Source organism: Staphylococcus sp. 2S1 (genome assembly GCF_046721335.1).
GTDB classification, from domain to species: Bacteria; Bacillota; Bacilli; order Staphylococcales; family Staphylococcaceae; genus Staphylococcus; species Staphylococcus equorum_A.
Genome location: NZ_JBEUUJ010000003.1, coordinates 1,445,313 through 1,457,964, shown reverse-complemented (window position 1 = coordinate 1,457,964; position 12,652 = coordinate 1,445,313). Strand labels below are relative to the sequence as shown.

General features: G+C 33.6%; 21 protein-coding genes and 1 pseudogene. 1 reads left to right on the top strand and 21 read right to left on the bottom strand.

Annotated features, from left to right (window positions below):
• Positions 1–330: 330 nt before the first annotated feature.
• The 19 genes and pseudogenes from ABLV90_RS07705 to ABLV90_RS07615 form a co-directional block, all read right to left on the bottom strand.
• Positions 331–495 (bottom strand): hypothetical protein, encoded by a 165-nt coding sequence (locus ABLV90_RS07705; RefSeq protein WP_259339134.1) that lies wholly within the window; start codon positions 493–495, stop codon positions 331–333.
• Between the two features lie 41 nt (positions 496–536).
• The gene (gene gpG, locus ABLV90_RS07700) at positions 537–887 is read right to left on the bottom strand and encodes a phage tail assembly chaperone G (RefSeq protein ID WP_107558826.1); all 351 of its coding nucleotides are present in this window, start codon (positions 885–887) and stop codon (positions 537–539) included.
• A gap of 75 nt (positions 888–962) precedes the next feature.
• On the bottom strand, positions 963–1,493 hold the full coding sequence (locus tag ABLV90_RS07695) for an Ig domain-containing protein (protein ID WP_460872438.1): 531 nt from the start codon (positions 1,491–1,493) through the stop codon (positions 963–965).
• A 95-nt stretch (positions 1,494–1,588) separates the two neighbouring features.
• On the bottom strand, positions 1,589–2,221 hold the full coding sequence (locus ABLV90_RS07690; protein WP_107558824.1) for a major tail protein: 633 nt from the start codon (positions 2,219–2,221) through the stop codon (positions 1,589–1,591).
• Between the two features lie 33 nt (positions 2,222–2,254).
• On the bottom strand, positions 2,255–2,650 hold the full coding sequence (locus ABLV90_RS07685; RefSeq protein ID WP_107558823.1) for a hypothetical protein: 396 nt from the start codon (positions 2,648–2,650) through the stop codon (positions 2,255–2,257).
• Positions 2,647–3,072: a hypothetical protein gene (locus tag ABLV90_RS07680; RefSeq protein WP_107558822.1), complete on the bottom strand. Its 426-nt coding sequence runs from the start codon at positions 3,070–3,072 to the stop codon at positions 2,647–2,649. The genes ABLV90_RS07685 and ABLV90_RS07680 overlap by 4 nt, the downstream gene beginning before the upstream one ends.
• Positions 3,065–3,400: a hypothetical protein gene (locus tag ABLV90_RS07675; RefSeq protein ID WP_107558821.1), complete on the bottom strand. Its 336-nt coding sequence runs from the start codon at positions 3,398–3,400 to the stop codon at positions 3,065–3,067. Before ABLV90_RS07675 ends, ABLV90_RS07680 begins: the two co-directional genes overlap by 8 nt.
• A gap of 5 nt (positions 3,401–3,405) precedes the next feature.
• On the bottom strand, positions 3,406–3,693 hold the full coding sequence (locus ABLV90_RS07670; RefSeq protein ID WP_107558820.1) for a head-tail connector protein: 288 nt from the start codon (positions 3,691–3,693) through the stop codon (positions 3,406–3,408).
• 72 nt (positions 3,694–3,765) lie between these two features.
• The gene (locus ABLV90_RS07665; protein ID WP_460872437.1) at positions 3,766–4,941 is read right to left on the bottom strand and encodes a phage major capsid protein; all 1,176 of its coding nucleotides are present in this window, start codon (positions 4,939–4,941) and stop codon (positions 3,766–3,768) included.
• 15 nt (positions 4,942–4,956) lie between these two features.
• A complete protein-coding gene (locus ABLV90_RS07660) occupies positions 4,957–5,727 on the bottom strand; it encodes a head maturation protease, ClpP-related (RefSeq protein ID WP_460872436.1) in 771 nt (256 codons plus the stop codon).
• Positions 5,678–6,949: a phage portal protein gene (locus ABLV90_RS07655; RefSeq protein WP_460872435.1), complete on the bottom strand. Its 1,272-nt coding sequence runs from the start codon at positions 6,947–6,949 to the stop codon at positions 5,678–5,680. The genes ABLV90_RS07660 and ABLV90_RS07655 overlap by 50 nt, the downstream gene beginning before the upstream one ends.
• 3 nt (positions 6,950–6,952) lie before the next feature.
• Positions 6,953–8,648 (bottom strand): annotated as a pseudogene (locus ABLV90_RS07650) (terminase large subunit).
• Positions 8,638–8,946, bottom strand: a complete 309-nt coding sequence (locus tag ABLV90_RS07645) for a P27 family phage terminase small subunit (protein WP_460872434.1) — start codon at positions 8,944–8,946, stop codon at positions 8,638–8,640. The pseudogene ABLV90_RS07650 and the gene ABLV90_RS07645 overlap by 11 nt, the downstream one beginning before the upstream one ends.
• 98 nt (positions 8,947–9,044) lie before the next feature.
• Positions 9,045–9,371, bottom strand: coding sequence for an HNH endonuclease (locus ABLV90_RS07640; RefSeq protein ID WP_241961572.1), 327 nt, complete (start codon positions 9,369–9,371; stop codon positions 9,045–9,047).
• A 603-nt stretch (positions 9,372–9,974) separates the two neighbouring features.
• Complete coding sequence (locus tag ABLV90_RS07635; RefSeq protein WP_460872433.1) at positions 9,975–10,370, bottom strand: hypothetical protein; 396 nt, start codon at positions 10,368–10,370, stop codon at positions 9,975–9,977.
• A 58-nt stretch (positions 10,371–10,428) separates the two neighbouring features.
• Positions 10,429–10,677 (bottom strand): hypothetical protein, encoded by a 249-nt coding sequence (locus ABLV90_RS07630; protein ID WP_107557831.1) that lies wholly within the window; start codon positions 10,675–10,677, stop codon positions 10,429–10,431.
• Between the two features lies 1 nt (position 10,678).
• The gene (locus ABLV90_RS07625) at positions 10,679–10,945 is read right to left on the bottom strand and encodes a DUF5052 domain-containing protein (protein WP_460872868.1); all 267 of its coding nucleotides are present in this window, start codon (positions 10,943–10,945) and stop codon (positions 10,679–10,681) included.
• Positions 10,946–10,998: 53 nt separating this feature from the next.
• Complete coding sequence (rinB, locus tag ABLV90_RS07620) at positions 10,999–11,355, bottom strand: transcriptional activator RinB (protein WP_107557833.1); 357 nt, start codon at positions 11,353–11,355, stop codon at positions 10,999–11,001.
• Between the two features lie 4 nt (positions 11,356–11,359).
• Entirely contained in the window at positions 11,360–11,512 is a 153-nt protein-coding gene (locus tag ABLV90_RS07615) for a DUF1381 domain-containing protein (RefSeq protein WP_107557834.1), read from the bottom strand.
• A gap of 102 nt (positions 11,513–11,614) precedes the next feature.
• Between ABLV90_RS07615 and ABLV90_RS07610 the strand changes: the two genes are divergently transcribed.
• On the top strand, positions 11,615–11,947 hold the full coding sequence (locus ABLV90_RS07610) for a DUF4870 domain-containing protein (RefSeq protein WP_107557835.1): 333 nt from the start codon (positions 11,615–11,617) through the stop codon (positions 11,945–11,947).
• Positions 11,948–12,013: 66 nt separating this feature from the next.
• Here ABLV90_RS07610 and ABLV90_RS07605 read toward each other — a convergent pair whose 3' ends face one another.
• Entirely contained in the window at positions 12,014–12,391 is a 378-nt protein-coding gene (locus tag ABLV90_RS07605) for a hypothetical protein (RefSeq protein WP_107557836.1), read from the bottom strand.
• Positions 12,388–12,651, bottom strand: a complete 264-nt coding sequence (locus tag ABLV90_RS07600; RefSeq protein ID WP_107557837.1) for a hypothetical protein — start codon at positions 12,649–12,651, stop codon at positions 12,388–12,390. Before ABLV90_RS07600 ends, ABLV90_RS07605 begins: the two co-directional genes overlap by 4 nt.
• Between the last annotated feature and the right edge of the window lies 1 nt (position 12,652).

Below are 12,652 nucleotides of genomic sequence, written 5' to 3'. Positions count from 1 at the left end.
GCAAGTTCTTTAACTTTTTGTTCTTGTTGTTTAATACTGTTCGATGCTTTTTCATAAGCGCTTTTAACGTTATTTAAATCAGTTTTAGCTTGATCGTACATTTTCTTTTGGACTTTCATTTTATTATTCAGTCCATCAATGCGTGTTTGGTACTTCTGTACAGACTTCTCAGCTTTGCCAAAACTTGACATATTCGCTTTCACTTCTGAACTTAATACGCCCATTTGGCGTTTAAGACCTTTCATGCCTTGTTCAACGCCCGTATTATCCATGGTGTTCTTTATTGCATAACCTTGAATATTATCCATTTATATGTACCTCCCTTCTTACCTATCCACCGAATAGTTTGATTAAGTCTTTACCTTTAATAACTTCTTGTTCTTTTTTAGTTTTAGTTTTTTGCTTATCTTTTTTATCATCTTCATTTAAAATCGATAACAATTGAAAATACGGTTGTTCCTTAACTTCTGTTAAAGTCCAACCGTAATGCATCATACAGAATCTTTGTAAGTTCCTAATATTTGATAAAATCTCTCTTATTGAGAGTGTTCTTCTGTCTTTCCCTCTTGGCTTGTTTCATCTTCTGAATCTGCTTCATCTTCGCCGCTGATTTCTCGAAATATTTCACCTAATACATGAGAATATGTTTTTGTACCCATATTGTTTAAAACGTCCTCTTCTGTTAACCCTTGTTTTTCAAACAAACTAACTAAGTAATCACGTTCCATTTTTCTCACTTTTTTCATATCTGGTTTTTCTTTATTTACTTCTTTTTCGCGATTTTCCATCCATTCATAAAAACGTTCTGCTTCGCCCATTGTGATAACGTCTTTTGAATAGCTTTCTACTTTACCTGTTTCTTGGTTTTTAATTTCAAATTTGATCATATTGTTGTCTCCTTAAAGTTAATTATTTTTGTATACAAAAATAGGCGACCGAAGTCGCCTTGTTTATTCATTTATTTATTCTGCTGATACATCTGCATCGTTTTCATTTGCTTCTACTTCTACATTATCGGGTTCTTCTGGTGCAGGTTCTTCTTCGGTTTCAACTGTGACGGCGCATGTTGCTTTTTTATTGCCATCCTCAGTAGTAACCTCAATGTTAGCTGTACCGTCTGCAATTGCTGTAATTGTACCATCTTCATTTACTGTAGCTACATCTCTATTTGATGATGCATAAGTTACACCTTTATTAGTCGCAGTCGATGGCGCAACCGTTGGTTGAATAGTTTCTGTATCTCCAACATTTAGCGTTAAACTTTCTTTATCAAGGGAAACGCCTGTTACTTTAATTGGATTTGTTTTAAATCCTGGTACATCTGTTTTGTCAGATTCACCATTATCGTTACTAAAAGCGACTTGATATGTGCCTGCTTCATATTCTGTATCTGCGTCCAGACCTTCAATCGTAACGTTAGCCTTGCCATCTTCACCACGTTCACCACTTGCGACTACTTCATCATCTTTATAAATTTTTAAAATATCTGCCATTTAAAAGCCTCCTAGTAATTTAATATAAAAACCCCTATTCTGCCGAAATAACAGCCGACTTACTTTTAGCTGTTACTTCTACATTTTGGGGCGCCTTAGGGTGTTTCTGTTGCTTCGTTATCGTTTGAATCTTCATTACTATTGTCTGAATCGTCATCTTCAACGTCTTCATAACCAGGGAACACACTTTTGAATAATTCATCTGCCCCTTTTTTACCAACGTGGTAACCAAAAATACGTGAATTACCGTCAATGGTTCTCGCAATCCAATCACCTGTCAGTTGTTGTGGTTCTGGTTCTTCTTCTTCTTTCGCCGTTGTTTTCCATTCAATAGATTCAAGACTCATTGTCCCTTTAGTTAATGCACAATAAACAGGGTCGCCTGATAATAAATCGGCAGACTCTCCAATTAATGCCACGTATGGTGCACGAGAATCTTCACCAACCCATGAAGTACCATTATCATCCATATCACGACCTAAAACGGCATCTAAATCTTTATCTGGTACATTAAATAAATCAAGTTCTGATTGAACTTCTCCTGTTCCTTGTTTCTTAGACCATACGGTCTTATTTGAAGCACGCATTTCAACTTTTTCAGGGGCTAATCCTGAAATGTTAAGGTTAACCGTACCACCGTGTTCATCTTTCCATGTCATTAATTTCTTAATTTTTTCATCTTCATCAAAAATACCTACATGTACTTTTTCAAATCCTACTACTGCCATAATTTTTTCCTCCTTGAATTAAAAAGAACGCATCTATTCGACACGTTCACCTTTGTAATATTGATTTTTAGGTATGCCACGATATCTTCGTGACATCACATACCTTTGTGTTGCTTTAAAATAGTCATCTAATTGTGATGATGCTTGATTTAAATTTTCATTTGATAGTAAATAACGAATACGTTTGGTTATATCTATCGTTTGTTGATGATTATAAGATTCAACATCGACTTGAAAAAAATAAGTCTCCGATAAATATTTATCAGAAACATATGTGCTTGGACGATCTAATATCGGGGTTAAAACGACAAACGCATCACTCGTATCATCCACTTCTGTTACTTCGTAATAATAAATGCGGTTGTTTACTTCTGATGCAAGTATAGGGTCGTTAATAATGATATTCTTAATATATTTGAGTATATTCACTTTTTGTTCAACTCTCTTCGTATGATGCCACGGTATTTGGTTTGCGATGCATCTAATGTTTTGGCAATGACACTATAGCCTCTTGGCGTATATTTTTTACCATTACGTGTATAGCCATGTTCATTAAAATGAATGATATTTTTTCTTTCCTTAGGTCCTTCCCAATGGATCATAATCCGTCGTTGACCACCGACCGTTTCAGGATTCCCTCGCTTCATTTCTTGTATGGTCGCGCCTGTATCTCTAAATTCTTCGAATTGATATTTTAACTCTTGTTTTAAAAAGTCAGATGCTTCGATTAAAGCTTTATCATTCTTTGCTTGCATCGCTTTTTGACCAAATTTTGCTTCCATCTTTTTCATTAACTCTTTTTCGCCTTTAAGCTTTACATCGTATATACCATTGATTTTAGGTTTACTCATTTTCAGCCACCACCACCGTAATATAGCCTGCTTTCGGCTTATCAAGTCGAATATCATATATGTTAAATAGTTGCGTTTCAAATCGATAATCTTCCACTTTGATTGTATGTTGATAATTTGGGATAAATTGTCGTTGAGCGTCTCTCATTATAAATGTAAAACCTTGGGTTTTACCGTTTGTCGTTAGAACTTGTCTGTCTTTAATGGAATTATCATATTTTTCAACTTTACAACTATAAACCTCTTTTTCTTCTAAATCATCTGGGTAAGAGCCTGTTTTAACCATGTCATAAAAAGTTAAGTACGTATTAAAGTTTTTAAATTGCATTTAAATCACCAAACTTTCAATTTAAGAATAAATGATTGTAAGGTTCTGTCATTAAATCCTTTACTTTCACGTTCATACTCAACAAAGCCACGAGTCTCATAATCACGCGAAACAATATAATTAATCGCTTGGCAATATAAAGGATATGCCTCATCGCTATGATTGTACTGAGGCACACCACTTAAACTTAATTCAGACTTAGCACTTAGAATCATATCTTCTAACGTATCATTTTCGATGTCATAATCTATGTTTAACCATCTTTTGATACGTAATAATTCACTTTGATTCATCAAAACCACCCCTATTCAGCAGAAATAGAGACGGATTTCGCTCTCGTCTCTACTTCTACCTTTTGGGGTTTGTTAGGGTGTATTCGTGTCTTCAGAACCACCATCAACTTTAGCGATACGGAACGCACTATCTAATGTACGTTGTTGATCATACCAAGCAGTTAAGACGAATAAGTATTCACCTTTTTTAACATCTTTATCCGTATCAAATGTTGTATCATCGTAATTAATGCCAAAGTAATTAAAGTCTCCAATAATTGGTTTAACTGCATTATCTGTAAATACGACAGGCTTACCAAAGACTTTTTCAGCTGGTGTATCAAAGAAATTCGTTGTACCGTTGGATAGATCTCTTAAAATTTTCACATAGTCAGCATAACGCATATAAATTGTCGCATTATCACGATAGTCTTCATGCAAATCAGCTAAAGCATTAATAATTGCATCATAATAATTATCGCCTTGTACTTCTTTCACATCTCCACTATAAAATGACATATGTTTTAATCCTTCTTTAGGATTTAAAGCAAAAGCGTCTTTACGTTCTTTATCAGCTAAACCTGAACGTAATGCATTTTCTACCCAATTAACTAGTTCTACATCTGAACCATGGATAACGGTATCTGAAACAGTAGCTAAAACTTTAGACTTATTCGTTTCAAATTTTACTGTATCGCCTTTTAATGCCATTTCTTTGGCTGTTTCAACGTCTGAAATAAAGTCATCGTCATCTAACGTATATGAAATACGTGGGATTTCTAACCCTTTAATGTTAGTTAGACGTGCTTTTTCTCTCAATTGGTTACGTGCGAATGGTTCAGAAATCAATTCTTTTGATAATGTCGTCGGTAAGAATTTATCACCGCCTGTATCATTACCTGTCGGTAAAGCATGTAATAAGCGTTGTGCTTGTTCTGTAGGTTTACTATATTCTTTAGGGTTTAAAGCATATCTATAAAATTCAGCTTTCGCTTTAACTTTTTTATCATCTTCACTTAACGTTTGATATACTGAAGTTTTTTCCATATCTTGTTGTGCTTTTTCAGCTTGTTTTTGTTCCACGTCACTTTTTCTTTTCTCTAAAATATCATATCTTTGTTGGAGAATATCTACATCTTTTTCAAGCTGTTTTACACTTTCAAACGCTACATTTGGATCACCGACTTTTTGAGATAACTCGTTATTTTTATTTTTTAATTGTTCTCCTACTTCTCCTAGAGATTGTTTCAATTCGTATAATGTAGACATAAATATGTCTCCTTTCTATTTATAAAGTAATTTTAAATTTTCTGCATTTTGTTTTATTATTTCTCTTGATTCTTTTTCTACTTGTGTCATTTTTTCTTGAGGTGTTTCAACCGTATTATCTTCCTGAATATCTGAAACAGTTGTAATTTTATCAACATCTTGTTCAATATTTTCAGGTACGTGTTTAAACATTTGATAACTATCTTTTGAAATACTGGCAACTATTTCACTTGCGCCTAATATTTCATCTGCTAGTCCTTTTTCTAATGCTTCATCTGCCGTTAACCAAGTTTCAGCTTCAAGCAATTGTTTAAGTTCTTCTTCAGATAAGTTCGTCGCTTTATCTAAATAAGCGTTATTACTTGATTGGTCTGTTTTATCTAATAAATCTGCCGTTTGTCGTAAGTCTTTCGAATTACCTAAGGTCATAATCCAAGAGTTATGAATCATCATAAAGCTATTTTTGTGCATAAAAATAGTGTCACCGCTCATTGCGATAACACTTGCGATGGATGCCGCTAAGGCATCGACATAAATATTTACTTTGGCTTGATGCATTTTTAACATGTTGTATATCGCATGACCTTCGAAAACATTACCACCGACTGAATTGATATGAACATCTATCTCAGATACATCACCGAGTTGATTGAGTTCGTTTTTAAAATCGACAGCAGTGACATCTGTTTCGTCCCATTTACTCGAAACAATATCACCATAAATATAAATTTCACCTTTAGTCTGGGTCTTCTTGTTCATCTGAAAGTAAGTCTTTGTCTTGTTCATGATTGTCACCCCCTTTCGATGTATGTCTTTGTTCTGGTGGTGTATCAATTGGGTATAAGTCACCACTGATTAACGGAACATCGCCACCTTCAACAGGAGGTAAATCTTCCCATGACCTAATATCATTAACCGTATAATAACCACTACGTACAGCTTTAAAATAAACCTCAGCTTGTGTTTTACTATCCGCACGTAAGAATGATTTAACATTAAATTTGAAGTAATACCCCATCGTCCGTCGATATTTAGTCAATAATTTTCGGTTAAATTCTTCTTCATACTGCTTAATGATAGGTAGTAACGTATGTTGTAAATAATAACGGTCGAGTTCTTCATTTGATTTAAATGTCATCGCGTTATTCGCATTTAAAAATACCGATGGTATCTGAAATACATTCGCAATACGTTCCCTTGTTAAATTTTCGGTGGCCACAATATCCTCAGATACATATTTTTTATTTAATGGGTCAATTTCAACACCGGGTTCTTGGAATAAAACCCCGCCATTTTCTTCATAGAATTCTTTAAAATTTTGTACAACTGCTTTTCGCTTCTCATCGGAGACGTTAGTCCCATATTTAAGTACAAATGATTCAGGTTTTTCCATCTCTTTTAGGTTGAAATTTCGAATGGCATTATCAAAATCAGTTGTATTCTTTAATACATCAACAGGACTAATGCCCTGAACCATATTCGAACCAACAATGTGTTTGAAATGCATCATATCTGTATTGTGAATGATTAATTTATTATCTGTAGTCGCGTGAATACTGTAATAAACATCTTTTGACGTATTTTCGATTAGTATTTCAACGACATCTGGATTAATTAAATATAATTTATTGGGTTGATGATAAATATCACGTTCAATTAATACATAAGCATTCCCTTTTTCATTTCGACATGTTTCAATTTGATTAATGAAATCAAAACTACTAATTGAGCCATTCGGCGTATCTGTAATGAGTAAAGAAATATCATTGGTTACTGATTCGTAGTTTTTATAAAGCTTAATAGGAATACTCGCCATTGAATTAGATAATTTAGTAATAGCCGCAAATATCGTTTCATTGGTTTCTAAAGTGTTATTAATAACACCCCAAAAATTTTTATTACGCCAAGGCGAAAAGTCATAAAGCTTTTGCCTACTTTGGTCTACCCAATTATCTATTAATTTTTGTTTCACCTTACTGAATAAATTTTGTTTAGCGATTGCCTTCACCTCCTAACTCAGCAGTTCTTTCATACTAATAAACTCAATATTGCCATTACCTGCGTCTGTAACCACTTTATTCATAATGTCTGTGTAAGTATTTAATAACGCCGCAAAGCCATCGATTTTACGATAGCGATTTTGTTTCGTTGGTAACCAATTATCATTACGATCTTTAGTTAATTGGACATTATTGATATACGAGCGCATCATTGGGTTATTATTAAAAATAACTTTGCCATCTAAAAACAACTCATTTAGGTCTTTTAAAGCTGGACTTAAAGTAATCGCGCCTTGTCTTGTTTCTTCTGTTTCAAAACCATAATTTTTTAATTCTTGATTGAGTTTAAAAGCATTCGCACGGTCATACGTTATTTTTTCAACAGGATAATATTGATTCATTTCTGTAATCCAATCATAAACTTGTTGATAATCAACGTATTGTCCAGGTGTTATTGTTAAATAACCTTCCTCTTGCCATTCTCTAAAGGGTATTTTTTCATTGGCGTATTTAACGCGTTCTTCTGGTACCCATGAATGAGAAATAACCGCTATATTACCATCATCTAAGGCAAAAGTAGCGCAAGCCGCAGTGAAATCTTGTGTTTCAGATAAATCATAACCAATCGTACAAGGTTTTCCTTTGAGTTCTTCTAAATCAATCAATTTATTATTTTTCTTAAGCGTTTCATAGTCTAGGAAACTCATTTCATCATCGTTCGCAAATATATTAAAGCGTTTCGTTATAAAATCTCCACGTTCCGTCGGAACGCGCTTCGCTTTTTCCCAATCCTCTTTCATCGTTTCTAAATCAATTGATACACCCAAATTAGGATTTGCTTTCGCCCAATTTTCTGGATTATCTAAATCATCTTCTTTATCTAAAGAAGCTAAGAAATAAAAAGTACGTTCATCTTCAACCACACCATTTAAAGTATCTTCACCGACACCAACCATATCAACTAAAGGGCCATCTAACTGATAACCCGCCGTTGTAATATAAACTAGTAAAGGTTGCTTTCTTGATTGTCGAGAGTTTTTTATAACAGAAATCAATTTATAATCTTTGTATTCATGTATCTCATCAAACACACCAATATGTGTATTTAAACCATCTAACTTCTCACTATCTGCTTGCTTGGGGTTCGATTTTCGAATTTGTTTTATCGTAATATATGGCGTCTCTTCTTGGTCTGAAATTTTTATTTAATTTAGGTGATGCTTTTATCATCTTGGTCGATTCATCAAATAATAATCGTGCTTGTTTCATACCGTTAGCTAACAAAACAACATCTGCCCCTGGTTCGCCATCTTCTGAAGCACCGTATGTGGTTAAACCTGATATCAAAGTCGTCTTACCATTTTTACGCCCAACAAAAACGACGCCTTCTTTAAAGCGTCGTAAGCGTGTTTCTTTATCTACCCAACCAAATAAGGAACCAATAATAAAATGTTGCCATGGTTGTAATATGAGCTGTCCGTATTCGCCTTTCGAAGGTTTACAGAACTTTTCAATAAATCTTATTGGTTTATGTCCTTTTTCTTCATCAAATTCCCACCGATGATTATCATTTTTGAGGTAATTTAAATGCCTTTGGCATTCTTTTCTAACGTATTCATTCGCCGTAATATTACCTCTAACGACTTGTTGCGCATACCATGTGGTGAGAAGCTTAGGTGAAGGTTTATTCAATACTTTAATAGTCACCAAAACCGTCCTCCTCTGATTCAACAATTTTTTCTCTTTGCGTCGCGGTTAATCCTAATGACTTTAATAAATTATTTAGCGTTTGAACCGTTTTCGTTAATTCAATACTTAATGGGTTTTTAACTAAATTCGTAGCGCCTGCTTTATTCGTATGTTCATACATAAGCTGAGACTCTTCGAGTTCATCTCTTAATCGACAATAAAATTTATAAGTCTCTAAATAGAGATCTATTAAGATATCATCTGAAGTTTGATAACCATCGATATAACTGACTAATTGCTTTTTTGTTAATTTCAATCTTTACCCCCTTTCATGAAAAAACCGTTTGCGTTGCGAACGCTTCAACTGTCCGCGGTCTCTTTATTTCTTTTTCTCAAAACAAAAACCAGGGGGCATCAAAGTTTTATGGTTCGCACTTTTCTTTCTACATTTTCTGTTGTAAAAACTTCCTCTTCATCTTTCGCATGAATTCTATTGTGACACTTTGAGCAAACACACATGAGATTATCTAAATCTAGTGCTTTTTGAAAATCACTTTTAACATAAATCATATGATGAACTAACTCAGCATCTGTATATCTATGTTTTCTTAAACACATTTGACACAAATGATTGTCTCTTTCTAATGCCATGTGTCTCAATTTATGCCAGTCTTTAGACTTGTATAACCTCTTGGTTTCCTTTGTTAGCTCATCACTATCTATTAATCCTTTGTTGTATATATACTTGCCATACCATTCATGTATCACTTGCATAACGTGTTGCTTATTGTGTCTATCACTAATGCTTAGTCTTCGCTTGCATTCATCTAATGATGTATCCATTTGTTTGTACTGTGTATTAAAGTGCGTCTCTACCTTGTCTTGTAACATGTAAGATAAGTAAGTCGTAATGAGGTAGAGTGTACCCTCTGTTGTTTGTTTAGCATGGTCTATCATCTTATTTCTTATGTCCATGACTAACTTATGTGCATTATCATTGTGTTGTTGATACTGACTCTTTGTTAGTGCTTGCGTTAATGCATCGTAATCGAATACTAAATCGATATCCTGCATTACGTTATTAACATATGTTGTCTTGCCACTCATTGGTGCACCGTACACAACTACTATCTTCATACTTGTTCACTCCCTTACTCGTTCGTCTACACAACAAAAAGAGACACACCCGCGGAATGGATGTGTCTCGATATAATATAGTATTGCTTATTTATAATTGTTACTGGAACAATAGATGTAACTTACCCTGTATGGATATTATATACCTTACCTTGCTACTCTACATAATAGTGTGTAATGTGTGCAAAATGTGCAAAGTGTGCATGGCTATTGATGTTTCATGTATGTCTCTACTATCTTATCTATGCGACTGTATATACTTCTTCTACTAATACTTAGCAGCCTCTCTATAGTCTTAATAGTCTCTCCTTGTTTCAGTAGTTGCAATATATGGTAGTTCTTATCGTTAGTGATGTAACCTTCAAGTTTATCAACAAATCCTATCTCTTCTATAAGTTTCTGTGAATGTCTTTTATCCTTGTCATTACGTATCACTCTAACCAATACCTTATCGCCTGTCTGTCCTTGTCCTTTAGGCATTGTTGCTTCTATACCATACTGTCCTGTTGATGTGCTATCATACTCATACACTTTATGTTCTAATAGGTTAACACGCCAGTGATAACCTGTGATTAGTTGTCTTACTTCTGATTCACTGTACATCTAATTCCTCCAGTTACTTTCTATTCGACTTATTGTGTACATCTGATTCATCTACATATTATTCATGAGTATGTATGTTATCAGTGTTATACTTTTTCATTTGTGATCTTTCTCTTAATGATTCACTTAATTTTTTAGGTTCTTTATAAGGCTTACTACTAAGCTCTCTCTTAATCTCTTGTTGTAGTAATATGTTTTGTTTAGATAGGTTAAATATCTTCTCGTTCTTTTTATCGTTCAACACAATCAAGCTAATGATTAACGCTATGATTACTAGGCTGAATACAAAGGTTAAGATTACCCACATGTTATTTATTCTCCTTGTTTATTTCGTATTTCTCTGCACCTTTTTCTTCAATCACAACATCGCTGTTCATTACTTGAACACGTTTGCCATCAATGTTAACTACTAATGCGCCACCATCATTATATTTAGTTCTTACATTGTCTCCCTTATATTGTTTCACTACATCACCTGTTTTACTGTAAACAGTGACCGTTCTCTCTAATCCTTTTGTGTCACTTTCATGATCTTTAACTTTATCATCTAACCAAGTGCAACCACCTAAGAATATTGTTAATAATAATGTTGCTTGCTAATAATAATTTCTTCATTTATTAATCCTCCTTAATATTTCTTCCATGCATCTATTTCATCGTAACCAGGTTGTTCTACCATATCGTTAGCCTGTTTCTTAACTATGATTTCGTATGTGATTTCTTTACTTAATTCATAAAGCGCTATGATTATTAATGTTTTGAATATACGTTTCGGCGTTGCTGATTTATATGTTCCTTTAGTAAAACGAGCTTTTAGTGACTTCTTACTAAGCAACTCATCTTCACCTACCACAATATATTTAAACGTTTCTTTCATTCCTCTTAACTTAACCGAATGTTTTAATCTCTTTACATCAAAGACTTCACCAGGAAATCTCACTGTATCTCCAACATTATCAGGTTCCTTTAACATATATTTAGTCATCTATTTACTCACTGTCCTTTCTTTCATTATACTTACGTTCAGCCTCTTCCTTACTCTCTGCCTCAACCACAGTAAACGTTTCGTTCTCCCGTGCTTTAGTTACATGAATGAAAGGGTGACCGGTTGAATCTGTTAATGTGCGTATTAGGTATTGCATAGCGTCACTCCTTTTAATATTCAAAAATATTTAATAAATATTTTTTTGATTATAAGTTTATTTAATTTTAATTAGGTTACTATAAAATTGGAGGTGTTATTTATGATTACAAATTCTACTCAATCTGAAAGATTATTATCTGCTCTATCGTATTTTAGTGTTTTCTTCGCTCCAATTATTTTTCCCATAGTCATTTGGGTTTTAGCAGACAAACCCGTTTCAAATCATGCAAAAAAATCTTTACTTTTCCACATCTTACCTTATGTCCTTATAGTTATTGGTTCAGCTATATTAGGATATAGCGGCATGGTTTCTAGTACAGCAGTAAGCATAATACTGTTAATAATTGGTTTTATAGCTCTTATTGGTGCAATTTATTTTGTAATTTATAACTTGTATTGTGGAATAAAAATATTAATAAATGACACTTTATAGTTGCCTGCCCCTACTTTGGGGCTTTTTTATTTCCTCAACACCTCTTTAACTTTTTGTAGTATGTCTTTATCTTGTTCCACTTGACCCGAACCCTTTTTCTTCTCTTGCTGTTTCATTGCTAAACTCCTTGCTAACTTGATGCTTAGATAAACCTGTTATTTCGCATATTTGCGATTGAGTTAAAATTTGACCTTTATAATTAAATAATTTGTTGTTTCTTTTATTTCTATTTTGTTCAGTTACAGTCGACCATTTACAATTGTCTGGGTGATAATCTTTGTTTGTATCAATTCGGTCTAATGTTAAATTATCATCGTATCCATTATTAATAGCCCAAGTTTTAAATTTTGAATAGTCATCTTTCCACTCATTACAAACTTGTATCCCACGTCCACCGTAATTTTTGTAACTAATACTATTTTTGTAATAGCAACGCTTTTTCATTCCGTACCAAATAGAAAATAATCTACTTTTACTATCTCCATGAGTTGCTTTTCTTCTTCCATATTCAGCCATTTTTTTGACTTTAAACAACCACATGATTTTATACTTCCGTTTCTTAAATGCTTACCAATTGCTTTAAACTCGTTGCCACAATGACATTTAACTAACCATTGCGCTTTGCCATCCGCATAGTTTTCAATTCTCTTTATTACCTTTAAATTATTAATAGTTGTACCTGTCATATCTTTAACTTTGCTCATT

What these genes read in the sequence shown, in the direction of transcription:
- ABLV90_RS07705 (WP_259339134.1), bottom strand. Translation starts at nt 495, where the DNA reads ATGATGCATTACGGTTGGACTTTAACAGAAGTTAAGGAACAACCGTAT.
- ABLV90_RS07665 (WP_460872437.1), bottom strand. Translation starts at nt 4,941, where the DNA reads ATGTCTACATTATACGAATTGAAACAATCTCTAGGAGAAGTAGGAGAA.
- ABLV90_RS07615 (WP_107557834.1), bottom strand. Translation starts at nt 11,512, where the DNA reads ATGCAATACCTAATACGCACATTAACAGATTCAACCGGTCACCCTTTC.
- ABLV90_RS07660 (WP_460872436.1), bottom strand. Translation starts at nt 5,727, where the DNA reads ATGAACAAGACAAAGACTTACTTTCAGATGAACAAGAAGACCCAGACT.
- gpG (WP_107558826.1), bottom strand. Translation starts at nt 887, where the DNA reads ATGATCAAATTTGAAATTAAAAACCAAGAAACAGGTAAAGTAGAAAGC.
- ABLV90_RS07610 (WP_107557835.1), top strand. Translation starts at nt 11,615, where the DNA reads ATGATTACAAATTCTACTCAATCTGAAAGATTATTATCTGCTCTATCG.
- ABLV90_RS07680 (WP_107558822.1), bottom strand. Translation starts at nt 3,072, where the DNA reads ATGAGTAAACCTAAAATCAATGGTATATACGATGTAAAGCTTAAAGGC.
- ABLV90_RS07635 (WP_460872433.1), bottom strand. Translation starts at nt 10,370, where the DNA reads ATGTACAGTGAATCAGAAGTAAGACAACTAATCACAGGTTATCACTGG.
- ABLV90_RS07630 (WP_107557831.1), bottom strand. Translation starts at nt 10,677, where the DNA reads ATGTGGGTAATCTTAACCTTTGTATTCAGCCTAGTAATCATAGCGTTA.
- ABLV90_RS07695 (WP_460872438.1), bottom strand. Translation starts at nt 1,493, where the DNA reads ATGGCAGATATTTTAAAAATTTATAAAGATGATGAAGTAGTCGCAAGT.
- ABLV90_RS07690 (WP_107558824.1), bottom strand. Translation starts at nt 2,221, where the DNA reads ATGGCAGTAGTAGGATTTGAAAAAGTACATGTAGGTATTTTTGATGAA.
- ABLV90_RS07670 (WP_107558820.1), bottom strand. Translation starts at nt 3,693, where the DNA reads ATGAATCAAAGTGAATTATTACGTATCAAAAGATGGTTAAACATAGAT.
- rinB (WP_107557833.1), bottom strand. Translation starts at nt 11,355, where the DNA reads ATGACTAAATATATGTTAAAGGAACCTGATAATGTTGGAGATACAGTG.
- ABLV90_RS07675 (WP_107558821.1), bottom strand. Translation starts at nt 3,400, where the DNA reads ATGCAATTTAAAAACTTTAATACGTACTTAACTTTTTATGACATGGTT.
- ABLV90_RS07605 (WP_107557836.1), bottom strand. Translation starts at nt 12,391, where the DNA reads ATGAAAAAGCGTTGCTATTACAAAAATAGTATTAGTTACAAAAATTAC.
- ABLV90_RS07600 (WP_107557837.1), bottom strand. Translation starts at nt 12,651, where the DNA reads ATGAGCAAAGTTAAAGATATGACAGGTACAACTATTAATAATTTAAAG.